Source organism: Hymenobacter jeongseonensis (assembly GCF_015694725.1).
Classification (GTDB): Bacteria; Bacteroidota; Bacteroidia; order Cytophagales; family Hymenobacteraceae; genus Hymenobacter; species Hymenobacter jeongseonensis.
The window spans coordinates 94,099-112,654 of sequence record NZ_JADQDQ010000002.1 but is presented as its reverse complement, the minus strand read 5'-3'; the positions used below and the strand labels follow the sequence as shown (position 1 = coordinate 112,654).

At 59.8% G+C, this 18,556-nt stretch carries 16 protein-coding genes; 10 read left to right on the top strand and 6 right to left on the bottom strand.

Annotated features, from left to right (window positions below; translation table 11 throughout):
- Nucleotides 1-237: 237 nt before the first annotated feature.
- The 3 genes from I2I05_RS04125 (at nucleotide 238) to I2I05_RS04115 (ending at nucleotide 3,767) form a co-directional block, all read left to right on the top strand.
- Nucleotides 238-1,932, top strand: a complete 1,695-nt coding sequence (locus I2I05_RS04125) for a hypothetical protein (protein ID WP_196280968.1) — start codon at nucleotides 238-240, stop codon at nucleotides 1,930-1,932.
- Nucleotides 1,933-1,937: 5 nt separating this feature from the next.
- Nucleotides 1,938-3,164: a radical SAM protein gene (locus I2I05_RS04120; RefSeq protein ID WP_196280967.1), complete on the top strand. Its 1,227-nt coding sequence runs from the start codon at nucleotides 1,938-1,940 to the stop codon at nucleotides 3,162-3,164.
- A 360-nt stretch (nucleotides 3,165-3,524) separates the two neighbouring features.
- Nucleotides 3,525-3,767 carry a hypothetical protein gene (locus I2I05_RS04115; RefSeq protein WP_196280966.1) on the top strand — a complete coding sequence of 81 codons (243 nt, stop codon included), beginning with the start codon at nucleotides 3,525-3,527 and terminating at the stop codon, nucleotides 3,765-3,767.
- A gap of 80 nt (nucleotides 3,768-3,847) precedes the next feature.
- Here the strand turns inward: I2I05_RS04115 and I2I05_RS04110 are convergent, their stop codons facing one another.
- On the bottom strand, nucleotides 3,848-4,891 hold the full coding sequence (locus I2I05_RS04110) for an SDR family NAD(P)-dependent oxidoreductase (protein ID WP_196280965.1): 1,044 nt from the start codon (nucleotides 4,889-4,891) through the stop codon (nucleotides 3,848-3,850).
- A gap of 198 nt (nucleotides 4,892-5,089) precedes the next feature.
- Between I2I05_RS04110 and I2I05_RS04105 the strand changes: the two genes are divergently transcribed.
- On the top strand, nucleotides 5,090-5,599 hold the full coding sequence (locus tag I2I05_RS04105; protein ID WP_196280964.1) for a hypothetical protein: 510 nt from the start codon (nucleotides 5,090-5,092) through the stop codon (nucleotides 5,597-5,599).
- Between the two features lie 110 nt (nucleotides 5,600-5,709).
- Nucleotides 5,710-6,756 (top strand): bile acid:sodium symporter family protein, encoded by a 1,047-nt coding sequence (locus tag I2I05_RS04100; RefSeq protein WP_196280963.1) that lies wholly within the window; start codon nucleotides 5,710-5,712, stop codon nucleotides 6,754-6,756.
- Between the two features lie 160 nt (nucleotides 6,757-6,916).
- Here the strand turns inward: I2I05_RS04100 and I2I05_RS04095 are convergent, their stop codons facing one another.
- Nucleotides 6,917-7,630 (bottom strand): dienelactone hydrolase family protein, encoded by a 714-nt coding sequence (locus I2I05_RS04095; protein ID WP_196280962.1) that lies wholly within the window; start codon nucleotides 7,628-7,630, stop codon nucleotides 6,917-6,919.
- Between the two features lie 146 nt (nucleotides 7,631-7,776).
- Between I2I05_RS04095 and I2I05_RS04090 the strand changes: the two genes are divergently transcribed.
- The 3 genes from I2I05_RS04090 to I2I05_RS04080 all read left to right on the top strand — a co-directional run bounded on the left by I2I05_RS04090 (nucleotide 7,777) and on the right by I2I05_RS04080 (nucleotide 12,959).
- On the top strand, nucleotides 7,777-8,832 hold the full coding sequence (locus I2I05_RS04090) for an LLM class flavin-dependent oxidoreductase (RefSeq protein WP_196280961.1): 1,056 nt from the start codon (nucleotides 7,777-7,779) through the stop codon (nucleotides 8,830-8,832).
- Nucleotides 8,833-9,026: 194 nt separating this feature from the next.
- On the top strand, nucleotides 9,027-11,567 hold the full coding sequence (locus tag I2I05_RS04085) for a TonB-dependent receptor (RefSeq protein WP_196280960.1): 2,541 nt from the start codon (nucleotides 9,027-9,029) through the stop codon (nucleotides 11,565-11,567).
- A 156-nt stretch (nucleotides 11,568-11,723) separates the two neighbouring features.
- Entirely contained in the window at nucleotides 11,724-12,959 is a 1,236-nt protein-coding gene (locus I2I05_RS04080) for a PepSY-associated TM helix domain-containing protein (protein ID WP_196280959.1), read from the top strand.
- 7 nt (nucleotides 12,960-12,966) lie between these two features.
- Here I2I05_RS04080 and I2I05_RS04075 read toward each other — a convergent pair whose 3' ends face one another.
- Both I2I05_RS04075 and dnaB read right to left on the bottom strand, forming a co-directional pair.
- On the bottom strand, nucleotides 12,967-13,737 hold the full coding sequence (locus I2I05_RS04075) for a sulfite exporter TauE/SafE family protein (RefSeq protein ID WP_196280958.1): 771 nt from the start codon (nucleotides 13,735-13,737) through the stop codon (nucleotides 12,967-12,969).
- A gap of 87 nt (nucleotides 13,738-13,824) precedes the next feature.
- Complete coding sequence (gene dnaB, locus I2I05_RS04070; protein ID WP_196281488.1) at nucleotides 13,825-15,357, bottom strand: replicative DNA helicase; 1,533 nt, start codon at nucleotides 15,355-15,357, stop codon at nucleotides 13,825-13,827.
- A gap of 353 nt (nucleotides 15,358-15,710) precedes the next feature.
- On the opposite strand from dnaB, the gene I2I05_RS04065 reads away from it, so the two are divergent.
- Together I2I05_RS04065 and I2I05_RS04060 are read left to right on the top strand one after the other, a co-directional pair.
- Nucleotides 15,711-17,102, top strand: a complete 1,392-nt coding sequence (locus I2I05_RS04065; protein WP_262895138.1) for a UDP-N-acetylmuramate--L-alanine ligase — start codon at nucleotides 15,711-15,713, stop codon at nucleotides 17,100-17,102.
- On the top strand, nucleotides 17,102-17,803 hold the full coding sequence (locus tag I2I05_RS04060) for an alpha/beta fold hydrolase (RefSeq protein WP_196280957.1): 702 nt from the start codon (nucleotides 17,102-17,104) through the stop codon (nucleotides 17,801-17,803). Before I2I05_RS04065 ends, I2I05_RS04060 begins: the two co-directional genes overlap by 1 nt.
- A gap of 23 nt (nucleotides 17,804-17,826) precedes the next feature.
- Here I2I05_RS04060 and I2I05_RS22105 read toward each other — a convergent pair whose 3' ends face one another.
- Together I2I05_RS22105 and I2I05_RS04055 are read right to left on the bottom strand one after the other, a co-directional pair.
- The gene (locus I2I05_RS22105; protein ID WP_262895137.1) at nucleotides 17,827-17,949 is read right to left on the bottom strand and encodes a hypothetical protein; all 123 of its coding nucleotides are present in this window, start codon (nucleotides 17,947-17,949) and stop codon (nucleotides 17,827-17,829) included.
- Entirely contained in the window at nucleotides 17,946-18,500 is a 555-nt protein-coding gene (locus tag I2I05_RS04055) for a hypothetical protein (RefSeq protein WP_196280956.1), read from the bottom strand. The genes I2I05_RS22105 and I2I05_RS04055 overlap by 4 nt, the downstream gene beginning before the upstream one ends.
- Between the last annotated feature and the right edge of the window lie 56 nt (nucleotides 18,501-18,556).

Here is an 18,556-nt window from a genome sequence, read left to right as displayed (position 1 = left end):
AAGTGAGCCATAATTTTTTGAATGTATCCGGCACGACCGATGCCCACCTGGCAGCGATGGCAAATAGTGCCGGCCGTAATGTCCTGAAAATAATATGTTATAGCATTAAAGAATAATGCTTTGTATATTGATTGATGCATTTGATAAAGTCTCCTGGTATGACTTTTTGAGTTTACAAAAGGGCAACGGCCCCGCTACCTTGAGTGTGTTCATTTTCTTCCTTACAGTTCGCATTCTATGAAACGCCTTCTTATTCCTTCGCCTAGTATTCCGGGGCCCTTGGGATTATTCCGTCGTCGCGTCGTGGCGGCGGCGTTTGCCTGGCTGCTTATGGGCACCTGCATGCCGCTGCTGACGGGTTGCCACCGCTATTACCGGGCCCGTGAGAAGGAGGTGAGTCGGGAAAATGTAAACCTGCTGGCCGAGTCGAAAACGTTCGTGCTACACGAGGGAGATTCGGTGTGGGAGCTGCGCAACCCGAAGCTGAACGGCGAAGTGCTGGAAGGAACCAAGGCCGCTTTGAGCGAACAGATTATTCCGTTTCAGCAGGCACCGCCTAAGGGCAAATCGCCGCGTTTCAAAAACCCGCAGGCGCGCGTCGTGCTCAACATCGTACACGTCTACATCACCGAGGCGCAGGCAGGAGTTGCCGACCAAGTCCGCATTCCTTTCACGGCCATCAAGCAAATTGACTTGATTCAAACAGATACGGGCAAAACCACGGCTTCGTACGTTTTGGGTGGATTAGGGGTCACGGTAGCCGTAATGGGTATTTTAATTGTAGTTGTTGCCCTCACCAAAAGCTCCTGTCCGTTTGTGTACGCTTATGACGGACACGAATACCGCTTTGTAGGCGAAGCCTACAGCGGCGCCATTTTCGCGCCGGCCGAGCGCAACGACTACCTCCCGCTGCCCGCCATTCGGCCCGAAAACAACGCGTATCGCCTGAAAATCAGCAACGAGTTGAAGGAGCGCCAGTATACCAACCTGGCCGAGCTCTGGGTGGTGCAGCACCCCGCCACTACCCAAGTGCTACTCGACCAGCGCGGCCGGGTGCAAACCCTGTTGGCGCCGCAGCCGCCCACGCTGGCCCGCTCGCTGGCCGGCCACGACTGCACCGCGCAGCTGCAAGCCACCGACCGCAACGCCGTTCTTTTCAACGATGACACGCCCGGCAGTACCCGCAACGAAGTGGTGATGAGCTTTGCCAAACCCGCCGGTGCCCGCCAGGGCAAGCTGGTGCTGCACGCCCAGAACTCGTTGTGGCTGGATTATCTGTACGGCGCCTTTATCGAGAAATTTGGGGCGTACTATAACACCTGGGCGGCCCAGCAGCGCACCCAGCCGGCCGCCATCAACCAGAAATGGGGCCTCGACCAGGGCATTCCGCTGAAGGTGTACGTCGAAACGAATGAGGGCTGGCAGCTAATCGAAACCATCCCGACCGTGGGCCCGCTGGCTTCCCGCGATTTGGTGGTGCCCCTGCCGTTAGCAGCTACTGCCAGCGGCGAGGTGCGGGTGAAGCTGGAATGCGGGTTTATGTTTTGGGAAGTCGACTACGCCGCCCTCGACTATAGCCCCAACGCCGAAGTGCAGCTCGACAACTGCCGCCTCACCAGCGCCACCACCGAGCGCGGCACCGATGCCCGCGCGGCCCTGATGGCGGACGATGCCGACTACCTCAAGCAGCTCCGGCCTGGCACCGCCGTCAGCCTCACTTACGAAACCACGCTGCCCGCGCCCGATGCTCAGAGCCGTCGGACCACATTTTTGCGCACCAAAGGCTACTACGAGCACATTCGCGACTTCCAGGGCCTGCCCAACCTGCCCGAGTTGTACGCCTTCAAAAAGCCAGGCCGCTTCATCGAGTTTTCCAAGGAACAATACCGGAAAGCCACCCAGGCCATGCAGCCCCTCACCGCCAGCCGCTAGCACGCATGGAAACAACGCTCATCACCGACCTGACCTACGTGGCGGCACCGGTTGTCCCCGTTGCGCCGCCGAGTCTGCCGCCCACCGTACTGGCCTCGCGGCTAAAACGCGCCTTCATCATGGCCGTGTTTCACTTGGTTGAAGCCCGACTGCTGTGGCGCTTTCTGCGCTCTCCGGCCCGCATCAGGCTCGCCGCCGAACGCATCAAAGAGCTAAAACGCGTGTACTATGGCCACCTGAAGGTGCGAAAAATCGCCTGCGTGGCCGGTCGCTACTACCGCGAATACCAAACTCCCGGCTGGCCCAGCACGGCCTACGACACCTACGTAGCCACCACTGTCAACCGCCTCGTGCCCTTCCGCCCCGATACCGACACGCTGAACCTGGTGTTTTTGGCCATCACCAAAAAGTGCCCGCTGGCCTGCGAGCACTGTTTCGAGTGGGACGCCCTCAACCAGAAAGAAACCCTGACCCGCGCCCACATTCACGCAATGGTGGCCCAATTTCAGGCCCGGCACGTGAGCCAGATTTTCTTCAGTGGCGGCGAACCCATGCTGCGGGTCAACGACTTGGTGGCCGTGGTAGAAGCGGCCCGGCCCGGCACCGATTTCTGGGTGATTACCTCCGGCTTCAATTTCACCCGTGAAAACGCCCGCCGGCTCAAACGGGCCGGATTTACTGGCGTCACCATCAGCCTCGACCACTACGACGCGGCCCGCCACAATGCCTTCCGCGGCTCGCCCGCGGCGTATAACAATGCCGTGCAGGCGGCCGCCTACGCCAGCGAAGCGGGCCTGGTCGTCAACCTATCGCTCTGCGCCACCCAGGAATTCACCACCGACGCCAACCTGATGACCTACGCGCGCCTGGCCAAGCAGCTCGGCGTAACCTTCATTCAGGTGCTGGAACCGCGCGCCGTGGGGCACTACGCCGGAAAATCCGTAGACCCCAGCCCCGAGCAAATAGCTTTGCTCGAGGCCTTTTACCTGAAGCTGAACTACGGCCCCGACCATCTCGACTGGCCCATGGTGCACTACTACGGCTACCACCAACGCCGAATGGGCTGTGGGGGCGCAGCCGACCGTTTTCTATACGTCGATACCGACGGCGACTTGCACGCCTGCCCGTTTTGCCAGAAGAAGAGCGGCAGCGCCCTCTGCGGCTCCCTCGACGACTCGCTGGCTACCCTCAAGACCCGGGGGTGCCATCCGTTCGAAAGCGCATCCACGTAAGCAGCTTGACTTTAATTATTGATTTAAATAAAGAGTTAATTAAAATTTATCCGGTTGATAAAAAAAATAATTACCAACTCGGTTATTATTTTAATTCTTATTGTTTCTCTGTAAAGCCATATGGGTAAATGAGGGGGGTAATAATAATTATCAACTGATATTCAGTTTTTTACTACTGAAAATAAGGCTTCAAAAAGACTGATTAAATTGTTTATATATTGCTGAAATTTGAACCGATTGAGTACTTAAATAAACAATTGCGGCACAATTTTTCGAGGGGTAATAGTGTTGAATAAGCGAAATAATTCTTCGCTGCTGAAACCTTAGGTTCTCACCAATTTCACCAATTCCTGTATTTCTATGCTGCGTTCCGTTCTTTTATTTGCTTGCTTGCTCGGCTTTGTTGCCGGGGCCGATGCTGCCACCATGGGTACTGCATTTTCTCCAAAGGGTAGAATATTGCCGGGCAATCACCGGCCGGTATACAAGCGCTATGGGCACCACGGCCTGTTTGAAAAAAATCTGTTTAGCGGTTTCCGCCGCAATGGCAAGGCTCTGCCGTCCAAGCATGGTTTGATTAAGAAGCGCCGCGGCACGCTGTAACGGGCAATTCTAACATTAAAAGGCTCGCGCCAGCCAACCGCCAGTTAGCGGTTGGCTGGCGCGAGCCTTTTAATTGTGGTTTAGACCTCGTTGTTTTTGAGGGCAGCCTTGCGTGTAAGGGCCGTCAGCGGCGACTTGGTGAGGGCGCTTTCGCTTTCGTAGCCGGTGCGGCGCACGTTGGCCGCCGGGCTCTCGCCGGTGGCGGGCAGGGCCCGGTTCAGCCAGCTCAGAATATCGGTGGTAGTGCCGGGCAGCAGGCCGTGGAAGGCCGCCAGCAGCTTGGCCGGCAACGATAGAATGACCTCGCCATCGCCGCGGCGGCAGGCGTTCCAGATTTGGCGGGCGGCCTGCTCGGCGCTCATCGTGAGGCCGGGCAAGGAGTCGGCGATGCTGAACCAGGCGAACTCCTTTTTCTGCTGGCCCTTCACCAACGCGTGGCCGGGGCTGCCGGTGCGCATCAGGCCGGGACATACCGTGGTGACGCTGATGCCATGTTGCCGCATCTCGGCTCGGAAACCCTCTGAAAGGCCCACTAGGGCAAATTTGCTGGCGCTATAAGGCGTCATGTGGGGCATGGCCACCTTGCCTCCGAGTGAGGATATGTTGACGATACGGCCTGCACCCCGGCGGCGCATGCCGGGCAGCACGGCCTGCATGGCGTGCAGCGGCGCCCAGAAGTGGATGGCCATGGAATCCTCGTAATCCCGCGAATCCATGTTGTCGAGCGGGCCGCCCACGATGATGCCGGCGTTGTTGATGAGCACATCGACTGTTCCGAAACGTTGCTCGACCTCGGCCACCATTGACCGTACTTCGGCTTCGTTGGTGATGTCGTGGGCCAGGGTAAGGACGTCCGCTTCGGCTGCACCGGCCAGCAGCAGGTCCTGGCGGGCGCGGGCCAGTTCGGCCTCGTCGCGGGCACAAATGGCCACGCGGGCACCCTCGGCCACGGCCTGCCGGGCCAGCACTAGGCCTAATCCTCGTGAGCCGCCGGTGATGAGCACGACCCGCCGGCTCAGGTCGTAGGAACCGCGGCGGTTGCCCCAGAGGGAGGCGGCCAAGGCGGCGGCGCCCAGGCCTGCGGCCAGCAGCCAGTTTTTGTTGGTGCGTTTGTCGTGTTTCATAGTAGGTTGTATGCCAAAAGCGAGCTAAAGGTTGCACCGCAGTGAGTGGCAAGCCGTTTTTTCGGGCACCTCTGGCACGAAACGTGGTTACAGCCACGTTGGGACCGAAGTGGGCCGGGTTTTCGCCCGATATTTGCTCTTCCTTTACGGCGTTGGTTTGCTGTTCTTTATATGCGTTTAAATTCTTGCCCTTTTAATATGAAATCGTTGATGCTCTTGTCGTTGCTGGCCTTGGCTACTGCCCCAGCCGTGCTGGCGCAAGCCCCAACCGCCGCAAATACCGTCAAAACCAAGGTGAAGCCGGCGGGCCAGCCCAGCGTAAAAACCAAAACAACCCAAGTTGCCGAAGCGCCTGCCGTTGCCGGCCCTTCCGATGCGGTGATTGACACCAAGGCGAATGCCCTTACCGTCAACATGCAAAAAAACCTGGGCTTGAACCCCCAGCAAACCGAAAAAGTACGCGTCATCAACCGCCGCGCCATTGATAATGTTGAGACGGCCCGCCTGCGCTACCGCACTGACCCGCGCAAACTGGCCGGCGTGGTCGAAAGCATCAGCAGTTCCCGCCTTTCTGCTATCAAGGAAGTGCTGACGTCGGCTCAATTCGATAAATACCAGCGCAAGCGCGAGGAGAAAATGGGCGTGCCCAACGTACAAGGTGTGCAGGGCAATCCGGCCCCCGGCCTGGGCGGCGGAGCCGACCAATAAGCGGTTATCAGACAACTTCTTCGACCGGCGCCCGACTCTCAGAGTTGGGCGCCGGTCCTGTTTTTGGGCGTTTAGCTCATCTTTATGGCGGTGCTGGCGTATTTTGAAGCATGATTCAACCTGCTGCTGCTGCCCCAGTTCCCAACCGCCTTGCTGCGCTCTTGGCCCGCGCCGGGCTCGATTGGTTTTTGCTAGCCCTGATTGGGGTGGTGGTGCTGGCCTATTTCCAGCCGGGGTTGGGCAGCAAGGCCAGCCCCGTGCCCTGGAAAATCATCACCACCGTGGGCGTGGCGTTGGTGTTCTTTTTTTATGGCCTGAAGTTGAGTTTCGAAAAGCTGCGGGCCGGCATGCGCAACTGGAAACTGCACCTACTGGTGCAAGCGGCCACGTTTGTGTTGTTTCCGGCGCTGGCCCTGCTGGCGCGACCATTCTTCGGTCCCGAGAAGGGAGACCTGCTTTGGCAGAGCATTTTCTTCCTGTGCGCCCTGCCCAGCACGGTTTCTACCTCGGTGGTGATGGTGAGCATTGCGGGCGGCAACCTGCCGGCGGCCATCTTCAACGCCAGTATTTCTAGCCTGTTGGGAATTCTAATCACGCCGCTGCTCGCCAGCCTTTTCCTGCACACCAGCGCCGATAGCAGCCAGCTGTGGGGACTGGCCGTGCAGCTGCTCTGGCAAGTGGTGCTGCCGGTGGGAGCGGGCGTGCTGCTCAATTCACGCTTCAATGCCTTTGCCGAGCGCCACAAATCCGGCCTGCGCATCTTCGACCAAATCACCATCCTGCTCATCGTGTTCACCGCCTTCTGCGACTCCTTTGCCGAAGGCATTTTCAGCCGCTACCGGCCCGCCGATGTGTTCAAGCTGGGCGCCGGCATGGTGGGGCTGTACCTGGTGGTCTTCGCCCTCATCTGGGGCCTGAGCCGGATGCTCAATTTCTCGCGGGCCGACCAGGTGGTGGCGGTGTTCTGCGGCTCCAAAAAGTCGTTGGTGCACGGCAGCGTGATGGCCAGCTTGTTGTTTCCGGCCAGTGCCGCTACCGGCCTCATTCTGCTGCCGCTCATGCTCTACCATGCGCTGCAAATTGTGTTGGCCAGCAGCATGGCGCAGTATTTGGGCCGGCAAGCAGCGGCGCAGCAGCCGGTCGCGGCGAGCGTTTGATATAGGCGAGCGTTTGATATAATTGAAAAACAGCCAAAAAACAGAACGTCATGCTGAGCCTGTCGAAGCATCTCTACTGCAATACTAAAATGAATTTAGTTGTGCGGTAGAGATGCTTCGACTCCGCTCAGGATGACGTTTTTTTGGTTTTCGCCAGTTGTTACGCGCCCAGTTTCTCCTTCAAGAACGCCAGCGTTAGTGCCCAGGCTTCTGCAGCGGCTTGTGGGTGGTAGCTGGGACGCTCGTCGCAATGGAAGCCGTGGTCGGCGTAGGAAATGACGGTGTTGATGAAGGGTTTGCCGGCGGCTTCTACCGCATCGGTTACCGCCGCAATGTGCTCCTTGCCGATGTGCTCATCCAGCCCACCCCAGAAAAAGAGGTGCGGCGCATGCAGGTCCTTGGCCCGGTCGGTGAGCGTGTGCGTGCCGCCACCGTAATACGACACAGCCGCGGCCAGCGGTAGCACGGCATTGGCCAGGAACGACACCCGGCCGCCCAGGCAGAATCCGATGCTGCCTATCTTTTCGGGTATCACCAATGCTTGTGATTTCAGCCAGTCGAACGAGGCTTGCAAGTCCGAGGTCAAGTCCTCGTTATTGATGGCGCCGTAGTGCGGCATGGCGACGGTGGCGAAGTCCGAATAGGCAATTTCGAGGCCCGGCGCGGCCGTGCGGTGAAAAATCTCCGGGGCAATGACGGCGTAGCCGGCGGCAGCCAGGCGGTCGGCCACGCTGCGGATGTGGTGGTTCACGCCGAAGGCTTCCTGCAGCAGGATGATGCCAGGCACGGGGCCCGTGCTGGTTGGGAAGGCCGAGTAGGCGCGCATTTCGGTGCCATCGGCTACTTGGATGGTGACGTTGTTGTGGTCGCTCATTAAAAGAGGAAGGTGAGAATAGTTCGGGTGCGTAACAGTTGACTTGCCAAATGTTCATTCTGCCGCCCGGAGCGGCCCCGCACCGACCGGCTCGAACCGGAAGCCCCCGCCGGTGGTTTTGGAACCCAATTTCCTTCTCTCAGACTATGACAACCTCCCCCAAGCTTCGCCTGAACGTGCTCGACCAGTCCCCCATTCGCCCGGGGAGCACGGCGCGGCAGGCCGTGCTCGAAACCGTAGAACTCGCCCAATTGGCCGACCGGCTCGGCTACGGCCGCTTTTGGGTTTCCGAGCACCACAATACCGATACCCTGGCCGGCTCCACGCCGGAGGTGCTCATTGCCTACCTCGGCAGCCAAACCCAGCGCATTCGCCTGGGGTCGGGCGGCATCATGCTGCCGCACTACAGCGCCCTGAAAGTGGCCGAGAATTTCCGCATGCTCGAAACGCTGTTTCCCGGCCGCATCGACCTGGGCATGGGCCGTGCGCCCGGCGGCGACCGCCTCACGGCACACGCCCTCAACCCCAGCAACACCTTTAGCGAGCAGGACTTTGTGGAGCAGCTCATGGACCTGCAAGCCTACCTGCGCGACGACCGGGTGCCCGAAACCATCCACGAGCGGGTGATGGCCATTCCGAAGGCGCCGAGCGTACCGGAATTGTGGCTGCTGAGCTCCAGCGGCCAGAGCGGCCTGTTTGCGGCGCACCTGGGCATGGCGTTTTCATTTGCCCAGTTCATCAACGGCCACGGCGGTCCGGCGGCTGTGCGCACCTACCGCGAGCGGTTCCGGGCTTCCAAAGAACTGCCCGCGCCGCTGGCCAACATGGCTGTGTTCACGCTGTGCGCCGATACCGAGGAAAAGGCCCAGGAGCTGCGCGCCGCCATGGACATCATGCTGCTGCGCTTCGGCAAGGGCGAGCGGGGCTCATTCCCCACGGCGGAAGAAGTGCGCAACACCCGCTTCAGCGAAGAGGACCAGCTGCACCTGCGCCAAAACCGCAACCGCATAGTAAGCGGCACGCCCGAGCAGGTGCACGCCCAATTCACGGCGCTGGCCGCCGAATATCAGGTGGACGAAATCACGGCCGTGACCATCACGGCGGACTTCCAAGACCGGCGGCGCTCGTACGAATTGCTGGCCGAGGTATTCGAGTTAAACAAGACTACTGCCGAGCCTGAACTCGCCGCGATGGGTTCCTAGCAGGGGAGAGGCTCTTCCTTTATAAGTGCATGCAACTATAAGTGCATGCAACAGCGCCCGGCTCTCCAGTCGGGCGCTGTTGTTTTTTAGCCACCGCCAAGCTGAACGGCTGAAAAATTATATCTGATACTATTTGGAACGGTTCTAAATAAGCCGCACCTTTGCATCAGTTTATAATCATTCTAAATAAGCGCATGCGCCACCTTATCCTTCCTCTGCTTCTTTCAGCTGCTCTGTTGCCTACTATTGGCGTATCGCCGGTATATGCCCAGGGCCATCAGCGGCAGCATCGACAGGGAGGGCACGGCATGATAACCGGCCAGGTGCAGTTTGCGGATGGGCAGAGCGCCGACCACGTATCGGTGCGAGTGAAGGGCACCAACCGGGGCACCAGCCCCACGGCCGATGGCAACTTCCGCGTGGAGGCGCCACTGGGCTGGCAAACGCTTATCATTACCTGTCTGGGCTGCACGCCGCAGGAGGTGATGATTGAGGTGAAGGCCGACGAAATAGCGGTGGTGCCCCCAGCGAATCTGGTTCAGGGCAACAAGGAACTCGACGAGGTGACCGTGACGGCCACGCGTTCCATCAACGAGCGGCCCAGCAGCATCGGCAAGCTGCCGATTCGGCCCCTGGACCTGCCCCAGAGCATTGTCACCGTTGACCGCCATGTGCTGGAGCAGCAGCAGGCCCTGCGCCTGAGCGACGTGCTGACTAACGTGCCCGGCCTGTATGTGATGAGCGCCACCGGTGGCACCCAGGAAGAACTCGGCAGCCGCGGCTTCGCCTACGGCAGCAACAATACCTTTAAGAACGGTGTGCGTTTCAACAACGGCGCGATGCCGGAAGTAAGCTCCCTGGAGCGCATGGAGGTGCTGAAGGGCAGCGCCGCTATTCTTTATGGCAACGTGGCCGCGGGCGGCGTTCTTAACATCGTGACCAAAAAGCCGCAGTTTGAGCGGGGCGGTTCGGTGGGCTTGCGCGTGGGCAGCTTCGGGTTGTTTAAGCCGATGTTTGACGTGTATGGCGCCGTGGGCCAGAGCACCAAAGTGGCCTTCCGCCTGAATGGCACCTACGAGCAGGCCAATAGCTACCGCGACGTGGTGAAGTCGGACCGGGTGTACGTGAACCCCTCGCTGCTGTTCCGCCTCAGCCCCAAAACCAGCCTGACCGTGGAAGGCGACTACCTGCGGGACAACCGCACCCCCGACTACGGCGTGGGCGCCATCGACTATCAGGTGCAGGAGTCGCGCACCCGGTTTTTGAACACGTCTGACGCCTTGAACGCCACCCAGCAGACCAGCGCCACCGCCACGCTGGCCAGCCGCCTGAGCGACGTGTGGCAGGTGCGGGCCGTAGCCGGCTTCCAGCGCTACGACAACGAGCTGCGCAGCGCATCCCGGCCCACCACTTTTGCTACTTCCAACCCGCTGTCGGCCCGCTACGGCGACTTAGGCCGCAACTTGCAGCGTTCGGCCACGGCGGAGAACTACTTCACGGGGCAACTGGACCTGACGGGCACGTTCCGTACCGGCAGCATTGGCCACACGCTGCTACTGGGTGCCGATGCCGACCAGTACAACACCAACGCGCTGAGCTATTTCGCGCAGGCCTACGACTCCGTTAATATTTTCAATCGCGGCAAGGAGTTGCGTAGTCCGAAAGGGGCCGTGAGCGGCTACGATGCGCTGAAGTACAATACCCGCACGCTGGGCAACACCCGGCGCGCCGGCTTCTACGCCCAGGACCTCATCAGCCTGCTCGACAACGTGAAGCTGCTGGCCGGCCTGCGGTGGAGCTACCAGGAAACCCCCAGCGACGTGTACAACTACCGCGCTACAGTGAAAGATGCCACTGGCAAAACCGTGGTAGACGCCGCAAATAACCCACTTCTGGTGACGACAGTGACCGAAAATAAACGGTACGACAACGCGTTTTCGCCGCGCCTGGGCCTGGTGTATCAGCCCATCAAAACGATGTCGGTGTTTGCGTCTTATTCCAATTCCTTCACCCCAAACTCAGGTTTTGACCTCAGCGGCAAAGCCCTGGAGCCTTCATTGATTGACCAGTACGAGGTGGGTGTGAAGAATGACTTGTTCCGCGGCGCGCTGTCGGCCAACGTGACGGCCTACCGCATCGTGAACAGCAACCAGGTGCAGAGCATCCTGCCCACCGACCCGCGTTTCGCCACTTCCCAAACCACCACCCCGCAGGAATTGGCCGGCGAAGTGACCAGCAAAGGCGTAGAAGTAGACGTGCAAAGCCGGCCCACCCAGGGCTGGACCTTCATCTCTGGCTACAGCTACAACCACACCGCTTACACCCGCAGCACGCTCTATTCTGCAGGCAGCCGCCTCCGCTACAACCCCACCCACACCGCCAACTTTAGCCTGTTCTACAACTTTGGCCAAACCTTCGTGGAAAACACCTTCCTCAAAGGCCTGACGGCGGGCGTGACCAGCTACTACGTTGGCGACCGGTTGGCGGGCCGCAATCCGCGCCTCGTGAACCCAGCCACCGGCCTGCCTTTCCCGAACGGCGACGTGAACAAGTATATCGCCGCTCCGAATTATTTCCTCTTCGATGCCTCGCTGGGCTACGCCTACCGCAACTTCCAGCTGCGGGTGAAGATGGCCAACCTACTCGACGAGCTGAGCTACAACCTGCACGATGACAACAGCGTGAACCCCATCGCGCCCCGCAACTTCTCCGCCACCTTGAGCTACAAGCTGTAAGGACGTAATTTTGAGGTGGCCCGGCGACTGCGATAAGTTGCCGGGCCACTTTGCCGTTATCACTCAATTTGCTAAGCCGGGGCTGCGTTAAGCGGCGTTGGTTCTGTCAAAGTTCCTCCGTTACCACTGCCTTCATCTGTCAATCTGCGAATACCAATGAGTCCGACGAAAACCCTGATTCGGAATATTCACCTGTACCTGGGCCTGGCGTCGGGGCTGGTCATTGTGTTCGTTTGTTTGACGGGCAGCATCCTCGCTTTCGAGAAGGAAATTGACCAGGCCTGGCACTCGGAGCATTATTTCGTGGCGCCCGCCAGCACGGCCCGCCTGCCCTTGGCCACCCTAGCCGCAGCGGTGCGTACCTACAAGCCCAAGGCCAAAATCGCCGGCATAAAAGTGTACGCCGACCCCACCCGGACGGTAGAAATCAGCTTGGCAGGAGCCGGTGGCCCAGGCAAAGGAGCAAAGGGCGAAGGTGCCGCTGAAGGCCGCAAAGGCCGCCCCGCCGCTGAGAGCAAACCCGCTGGCAAAGAGGGCGCCGGCAAAGGCAAGGGCAAAGGCGACGGTGGCCCCCGCATCTACGTGAACCCCTACACGGCGGCTATTGCGGGCGAAGTGAACCCCCGCGACACCTTCTTCCACACCGTGGAGCAGCTGCACCGGGGTTTGGTGGCCGGCAAAATCGGCAAGCTGGTGATGGGTGTGAGTGCGTCGATATTTCTGTTTATCCTGGGCACGGGCCTGGTGCTGTGGTGGCCCGCCACGCGCAAAGCCATGACGCAGCGCCTGCAAGTGAAATGGGGCAGCAGCTGGAAGCGCCTCAACCACGACTTCCACATTGTGCTCGGTTTCTATGCTTCTTTGGTGCTGTTCATCATGGCCCTGACGGGCGTGGGCATGTCCTTCGAGTGGGTAGGCGAAGGCATCAACAAGCTCACCAATTCGCCGCTGAAGCGGCCCGAGCCGCCGGTTTCCACCGTGGTGGCGGGGGCTGCTCCGTTTGCGGCCGATGCCGTGCTGGCTCTGGCCCGCCAGCAGGCGCCCGGCGCGGTTTCGTACACGCTACAGCTGCCAAAAGACCCGGAAGGCAGCATGCGCGTAGCCATGTTGCCCGCCGGCGCCATTACCGATGGCGCCACCAACGAAGTTTTTCTCGACCAATATTCGGGCAAGGTTATCAGCGGGCAAACGTATGAGCAACGGCCGGTAGGGCAGCGCATTCGCGGCTTGTTTAAGCCGGTGCACACGGGGGCAATTTTTGGGTGGCCCACTAAAGTTCTCGCCTTGATATTCGGTCTACTTGGCGCCACGTTCCCCATCACCGGCACCATCATGTGGCTGAACCGCATTCGCAAGAATCGCAAAAAGCAGCGCACGCTGCAAGCCGTCTAGCGCGGCTCTACGCAAACGTATCCCAGCCCAGCTTCAGAATAAAGGCGCTGACAACCACCAGAAACAGCACCCGCACAAAGCCGGTGCCGTGCCGCTGCGCCATCCGGGCGCCCAGCGTTGAGCCCAGCATGTTGCAGGCGGCCATGGGCAGCGCCACCTTGTAGAGCACCTGTCCGGTAGTGGCAAAATAGAACAAACTGGCGGCGTTGGTGGCCACGTTCACTAGCTTGGCCGACGCCGAGGACGCGATAAAGTCGTAGCCAAACAGGCCCACGAAGGCAAACAGCAGCAAACTGCCCGTGCCCGGCCCAAAAAAGCCGTCGTAGAACCCTATCGACGCGCCCAGCACAACCCCAATCAGGATTTCGCGGCTGCCACTGAGCTTGGGGGCGTGCAAACTGCCAAAATCCTTGCGCCAGAAAGTGTAGATGGCCATCACCACCAGCAGCCCCAGCACCAGCGGGCGCACGGCTTCTTTGTGCAGCATGCTCACGGCCCGCGAACCCAGCAGGGCAAACCCACCCGCCACCAGGGCCGTGATGGCCACTGTGCGCCAGCGGATATCCAACTTCTCGGGGCCGCTCAGGTAGCGCCGCAAGGCCGCTACCGTACCCGCCACGCTCGATACCTTGCCCGTGCCGAACACCGTTGGCACCGGCACCCCAGGCAGCAATATCAGCATGGCCGGCAACTGAATCAGGCCGCCGCCGCCCACAATTGAATCAATAAAACCCGCCAGAAAGGCAAAAAAGCACAGCAGTAGTAGCGTAACCGTCATCAAAGAAGAAATAATACAGAAAGCGGAAGGAGGAATTAGCGCCGTAGCAATTCCTCCTTCCGCTTTCTGTATTCTGCAGTTAGAATATTAAAAAGGCGGGTCTTCGTGCTTGTTCATGTTGCCCTTCGGGAAAGGCACCGGCGACTCGTTAATCTTCGAGCCCAAGCGAATGGTATTTGGGGCGAAGCTGCTGGGCTCGCTGTCGAAGTTGCTGGCGGGCAGACCCATGGGCTGGTAGCCGCTTGAGTCGAAGCCGCCCACGCCGTCGAGGTCGGCAAACTTGGTGTACTTGCCGATGAACTTGAGCTGCACCGTTTCGAGCGAGCCGTTTCGGTGCTTGGCGATGATGACCTCGCCCACGCCCTGGGTCGAGTTGCCTTCGGCGTCCTGGTCGAGGCCGTAGTATTCGGGGCGATAGAGAAAGATAACCATGTCGGCATCCTGCTCGATAGAACCCGATTCGCGCAGGTCACTCAGTTGGGGCTTCTTGTCGCCGCCGCGGGTTTCCACCGAGCGCGAAAGCTGTGACAGGGCCAGTACGGGCACGTTCAGCTCCTTGGCAATGCCCTTGAGGGCCCGCGAGATGCTGGCGATTTCCTGTTCACGGTTGCCGCCGCGGCCGTCGGTGTTGCCGCTCATCAGCTGCAGGTAGTCGACGATAATCATCTGCACGTCCTTCTGCGAGCGCAGGCGGCGGCACTTGGTGCGCAGCTCGCGGATACTCAGACCGGGCGTGTCGTCGATGTAAATCGGGGCAGCCGAAAGGGCCGTGATTTTGTGGTTGAGCTGCTGCCACTCGTGGTCGGCGAGGCTGCCTTTCTTGATTTTCTCGGAGTCCAGCTCCGCCTCGGCCGAAATCAGACGATTGACGAGCTGAAGCGAGGACATTTCCAGCGAGAAAATGGCCACGGCCTTCTTGAAATCGACCGCCGCGTTGCGCATGGCCGATACCACGAAAGCAGTTTTACCCATACCAGGGCGAGCAGCAATAATCACCAAGTCAGAAGGCTGCCAGCCGCTGGTGACGCGGTCCAGGGCGGTGAAGCCGGTGGGCACCCCCGTCAAGCCATCTGATTGATTTTTCTTTTCCTCCAGCTCTTTGATGGCCTTGCCCATCAGGCTGCGCATGTCGTCAAAGTTCTTCCGAATGTTCGATTCTGATACCTCGAACAGGGCCGACTCGGTGTCATCAAGCAGCTTAAACACGTCGGTCGTGTCCTCGAAAGCATCGCGCTGAATCTCACTCGAAATCCGAATCAGCTCGCGCTTGATAGCGGTTTCGGTGATGATGCGGGCGTGGTATTCAACGTTGGCGGCCGAGTTTACTTTCAGCGTGAGGTTGGCCACGTAGAAGGGGCCGCCGGCCGCTTCCAGCTCGCCCATTTCGCGCAGTTCGTGCACCACGGTGAGCTGGTCGATGGGCTCCGATTTGTCAAACAGCCGGATAACGGCGCGGTATATTCGCTGGTGGCTGTCTTTGTAGAAACTCTCGGGCTTGAGCAGGTCGATGACCGAGGTGAGGGCATCTTTTTCCAGCATCAGGGCACCAAGCACCGCCATTTCCAGCTCGGGTGCCTGGGGGGGCAGCTTGCCAGCCGCGCCCGAGTTGAAGGGGACCATCCCGGAAGCCCCGCGGTTGGCCAGCGCTGCTTTGGCGCGGGCTGCGGATTGCTTCAGGCGGTCGTCCATCCGGTCTTGCATAGAGATAGTAGGGGTATAGGGCAGCAGGAAAGCGGGGCGTAGCAGTCAGCCAAAATCCGAGCTGCACACTAGCTATACAAAGCTAACCCCGCCGCAAGGGAAAAAGATTGCTGGAAAAATCGATTCTTTTGGCTATGGAGGAGCTGCGGCAGCCCGCCGTTTGTACTTTCGCGGTCCTTTCTTTTAGTTGTCAGTTGGTGGTGGTCCGTTGTCGGTTGCTGAATCAATAACCAACCGGAAGCAGCCAACTGATAACCCCCAATAACCACGCTTTGGAACCAGAAACGCGAAACGAGCCAGCCGAAAAGATTCACCTGATTGCCGTCGGGGGCAGCATCATGCACAATCTGGCGCTGGCCCTGCACCGGCGCGGCGCCCAGGTCACGGGCTCCGACGACGAAATATTTGAGCCCGCCAAAAGCCGCCTCGACGCGGCCGGCCTGCTGCCCGCCCAGGAGGGCTGGGACGCGGCCAGCATCGCGCCCGACCTCGACGCCGTGATTGTGGGCATGCACGCCCGCCCCGACAACCCCGAGCTGCTCCGGGCCCAGGCGCTGGGCCTGAAAATCTATTCCTTTCCCGAGTACATCTACGAGGCCAGCCGCGACAAGCAGCGCATCGTCATCGGCGGCTCGCACGGCAAAACCAGCATCACGGCCTGTATTCTGCACGTACTGCGCTACCACGGCCGCAAGTTTGACTACGCCGTGGGCGCCCAGCTTGCGGGGTTCGATTTGATGGTGCAACTCACCGACGATGCGCCCATCATCATCATCGAAGGCGACGAATACCTGTCGTCGCCGGTAGACCGCCGGCCCAAGTTCCACCTCTACCAGCACCACATCGGCGTGATTTCGGGCATCAGCTGGGACCACATCAACGTGTTTCCGACCGAGGAAAACTACCGCGAGCAGTTCCGTATCTTCGCTGATATGACGCCCAAAGCCGGCGTGCTCATCTACGACAAGGACGATGAACAGACGCAGCTGATTGCCGTGCCCAGCAACCCCGACGTGACTTACGTGGGCTACGGACCGCACGAGCATGTCATCCGCGACGGGCGCACGTTCCTGCTTAATAAAAGGGACGAGGAAGTGGCCATTCAGGTATTCGGCGAGCACAACCTGCGTAATATTTCGGCAGCGAAGGAGGTGTGCAAGCAGCTGGGTATTAAGGGCAAAGACTTTTTCAAGGCCATTGCGTCGTTCCCCGGCGCCGCGCGGCGGCTGGAGTTGCTGAAAGAAAGCGCCACGTCGGTGGTGTACAAAGACTTCGCCCATGCCCCCAGCAAGCTGAAAGCCACAGCCACAGCCCTGAAGAAGCAGTTTCCGAAGCGGCGGCTGGTGGCTTGCCTGGAGTTGCACACCTTCAGCAGCCTCAACCCGGCGTTTCTGCCCCAGTACGCGCACTGCTTCGATGCGCCCGATGTGGCCGTGGTGTACTTCAACCCCCACGTGCTCGAGCACAAGCGCCTGCCGCCGCTGGCTGCGGCCACGGTTGCAGAAGCGTTTCAGCGCCCAGATATCAAGGTGATTACCGACAGCGCCGAACTGGCGGCTTTCCTGCGCGAGCAGGAGTGGGCCAATGCCAACCTGCTGCTGATGTCGTCCGGCACGTTCGATGGGCTGGACCTGACGGCGCTGGCCACTGAAATTGCCGGCTAATGCCCACGCCCACGCTGCTCTTGCTGCACGGGGCCCTGGGCAGCCCCGACACTTTGGCGCCGCTGGCGGAACGGCTGGGCGAGAATTTTACAATCAAAACCTTCGCCTTCGCCGGCCACGGTGGGGGAGAAGTGCGCCCCGATACGTTCACCCTGCCGCATTTTGGCGCGGAAGTGCTGGGCTTTCTGCGCGAAAATGAAACTGCGCCGGTGCATGTATTTGGCTACAGCATGGGCGGCTACGCCGCGCTGCTGGCCGCCAGCCAGGAGCCGGCGCGGTTTGCCAGCATCACCACGCTGGGCACCAAGCTCGATTGGTCGCCGGAGTCGGCGGTTGCGGAAACGCGCTTTTTGGAGCCCGAAAAAATGCTGGCCAAAGTGCCCGCTTTTGTTGAGCAACTGCGAGAGCGCCACGCGCCCGCTGATTGGATAGAGGTAGTGCAAGCGACGGCAGCCTTGATGCAAGCAGCCGGAGCTAATCCGCCCCTCACGGCTGCCAGCTTGTCCGGAATCCAAGTGCCCGTGCAGGTACTGGTAGGCGATGCCGACCACACGGCGGGCAGCGCAGCCGGGGCCGCGCTCGCGGCTCATTTGCCGCAGGGCCGCTATGAGGTACTACCGAATACGCCTCACCCGCTGGAACGAGTCGATTTTGGCGTGCTAAGTGAAAAGATTCGAGCGTTTGCCCAAAACAATCCTTAACCGAGCCGCAATAAAAAAGCCCGCTAATCAGCGGGCTTTTTTGGTGTTTTGGGTGTGGGCTTGGGCGGTCGATTCGTGTCGGTGGTGATGAGCAACGCCAGGGCCGTGAGGGCGGCGCGCAGCAGCCATTTACCCGAGGTGCTCATCGGGCAGCGAAGAGAGAGTTGGCCACTTCCACTTTTAAGTCGCAGCGGCTGCCGCCCGAATTTTCGGAGCAAGAGGTGCTTACAATACGGCCGTTTTCAAAATTGAAAAAGCAGGACGTGCAGCCCAAACTCGTGAGAATGTAGCGCTCGGCTCCCGGCCGCAGGTAGTACGTATTGTCGCCGCCGGCGGTGAGGGGCAGGGCCATGGCCCGGAACATGCCGTTGCGCAGCCCCATGCCGATGAGAAAGTAGCTCACGGGTTGGTCGGCCCCCACGGGCGCTTTGCGCACCTGCACCTTGTCCACCACCGTGCCGTCGCCAAATTCCTTGATGAAGGCCGTCGCCAGTTCGCTGCGCGGCGTGGTGTACTCCGTCGTGCTGTCGGTGAAGTGCACAATCTGCCGGCTTTCGGGCTTGGCAATTACTTCGCCTTTGATGCGATTGGGGCTGCCAAACTCAGTGGTCGTCTGCTTGGTGGTTTCGCAGGACATCACCAGCAACACCAGTAAGCTGAGCAGGCCGAGACCCAGGAGGCGAGGAAGAAAACGCATGGTAAGGAGAAAGGAAGATGAGGAATGCAATATGAAATTTAAAAAGTAATCTTTCA

Excerpts from the sequence above, each read along its gene's own strand:
- I2I05_RS04125 (WP_196280968.1), top strand. The coding sequence starts at position 238 with ATGAAACGCCTTCTTATTCCTTCGCCTAGTATTCCGGGGCCCTTGGGA.
- I2I05_RS04120 (WP_196280967.1), top strand. The coding sequence starts at position 1,938 with ATGGAAACAACGCTCATCACCGACCTGACCTACGTGGCGGCACCGGTT.
- I2I05_RS04115 (WP_196280966.1), top strand. The coding sequence starts at position 3,525 with ATGCTGCGTTCCGTTCTTTTATTTGCTTGCTTGCTCGGCTTTGTTGCC.
- I2I05_RS04110 (WP_196280965.1), bottom strand. The coding sequence starts at position 4,891 with ATGAAACACGACAAACGCACCAACAAAAACTGGCTGCTGGCCGCAGGC.
- I2I05_RS04105 (WP_196280964.1), top strand. The coding sequence starts at position 5,090 with ATGAAATCGTTGATGCTCTTGTCGTTGCTGGCCTTGGCTACTGCCCCA.
- I2I05_RS04100 (WP_196280963.1), top strand. The coding sequence starts at position 5,710 with ATGATTCAACCTGCTGCTGCTGCCCCAGTTCCCAACCGCCTTGCTGCG.
- I2I05_RS04095 (WP_196280962.1), bottom strand. The coding sequence starts at position 7,630 with ATGAGCGACCACAACAACGTCACCATCCAAGTAGCCGATGGCACCGAA.
- I2I05_RS04090 (WP_196280961.1), top strand. The coding sequence starts at position 7,777 with ATGACAACCTCCCCCAAGCTTCGCCTGAACGTGCTCGACCAGTCCCCC.
- I2I05_RS04085 (WP_196280960.1), top strand. The coding sequence starts at position 9,027 with ATGCGCCACCTTATCCTTCCTCTGCTTCTTTCAGCTGCTCTGTTGCCT.
- I2I05_RS04080 (WP_196280959.1), top strand. The coding sequence starts at position 11,724 with ATGAGTCCGACGAAAACCCTGATTCGGAATATTCACCTGTACCTGGGC.
- I2I05_RS04075 (WP_196280958.1), bottom strand. The coding sequence starts at position 13,737 with ATGACGGTTACGCTACTACTGCTGTGCTTTTTTGCCTTTCTGGCGGGT.
- dnaB (WP_196281488.1), bottom strand. The coding sequence starts at position 15,357 with ATGGTCCCCTTCAACTCGGGCGCGGCTGGCAAGCTGCCCCCCCAGGCA.
- I2I05_RS04060 (WP_196280957.1), top strand. The coding sequence starts at position 17,102 with ATGCCCACGCCCACGCTGCTCTTGCTGCACGGGGCCCTGGGCAGCCCC.
- I2I05_RS22105 (WP_262895137.1), bottom strand. The coding sequence starts at position 17,949 with ATGAGCACCTCGGGTAAATGGCTGCTGCGCGCCGCCCTCACGGCCCTG.
- I2I05_RS04055 (WP_196280956.1), bottom strand. The coding sequence starts at position 18,500 with ATGCGTTTTCTTCCTCGCCTCCTGGGTCTCGGCCTGCTCAGCTTACTG.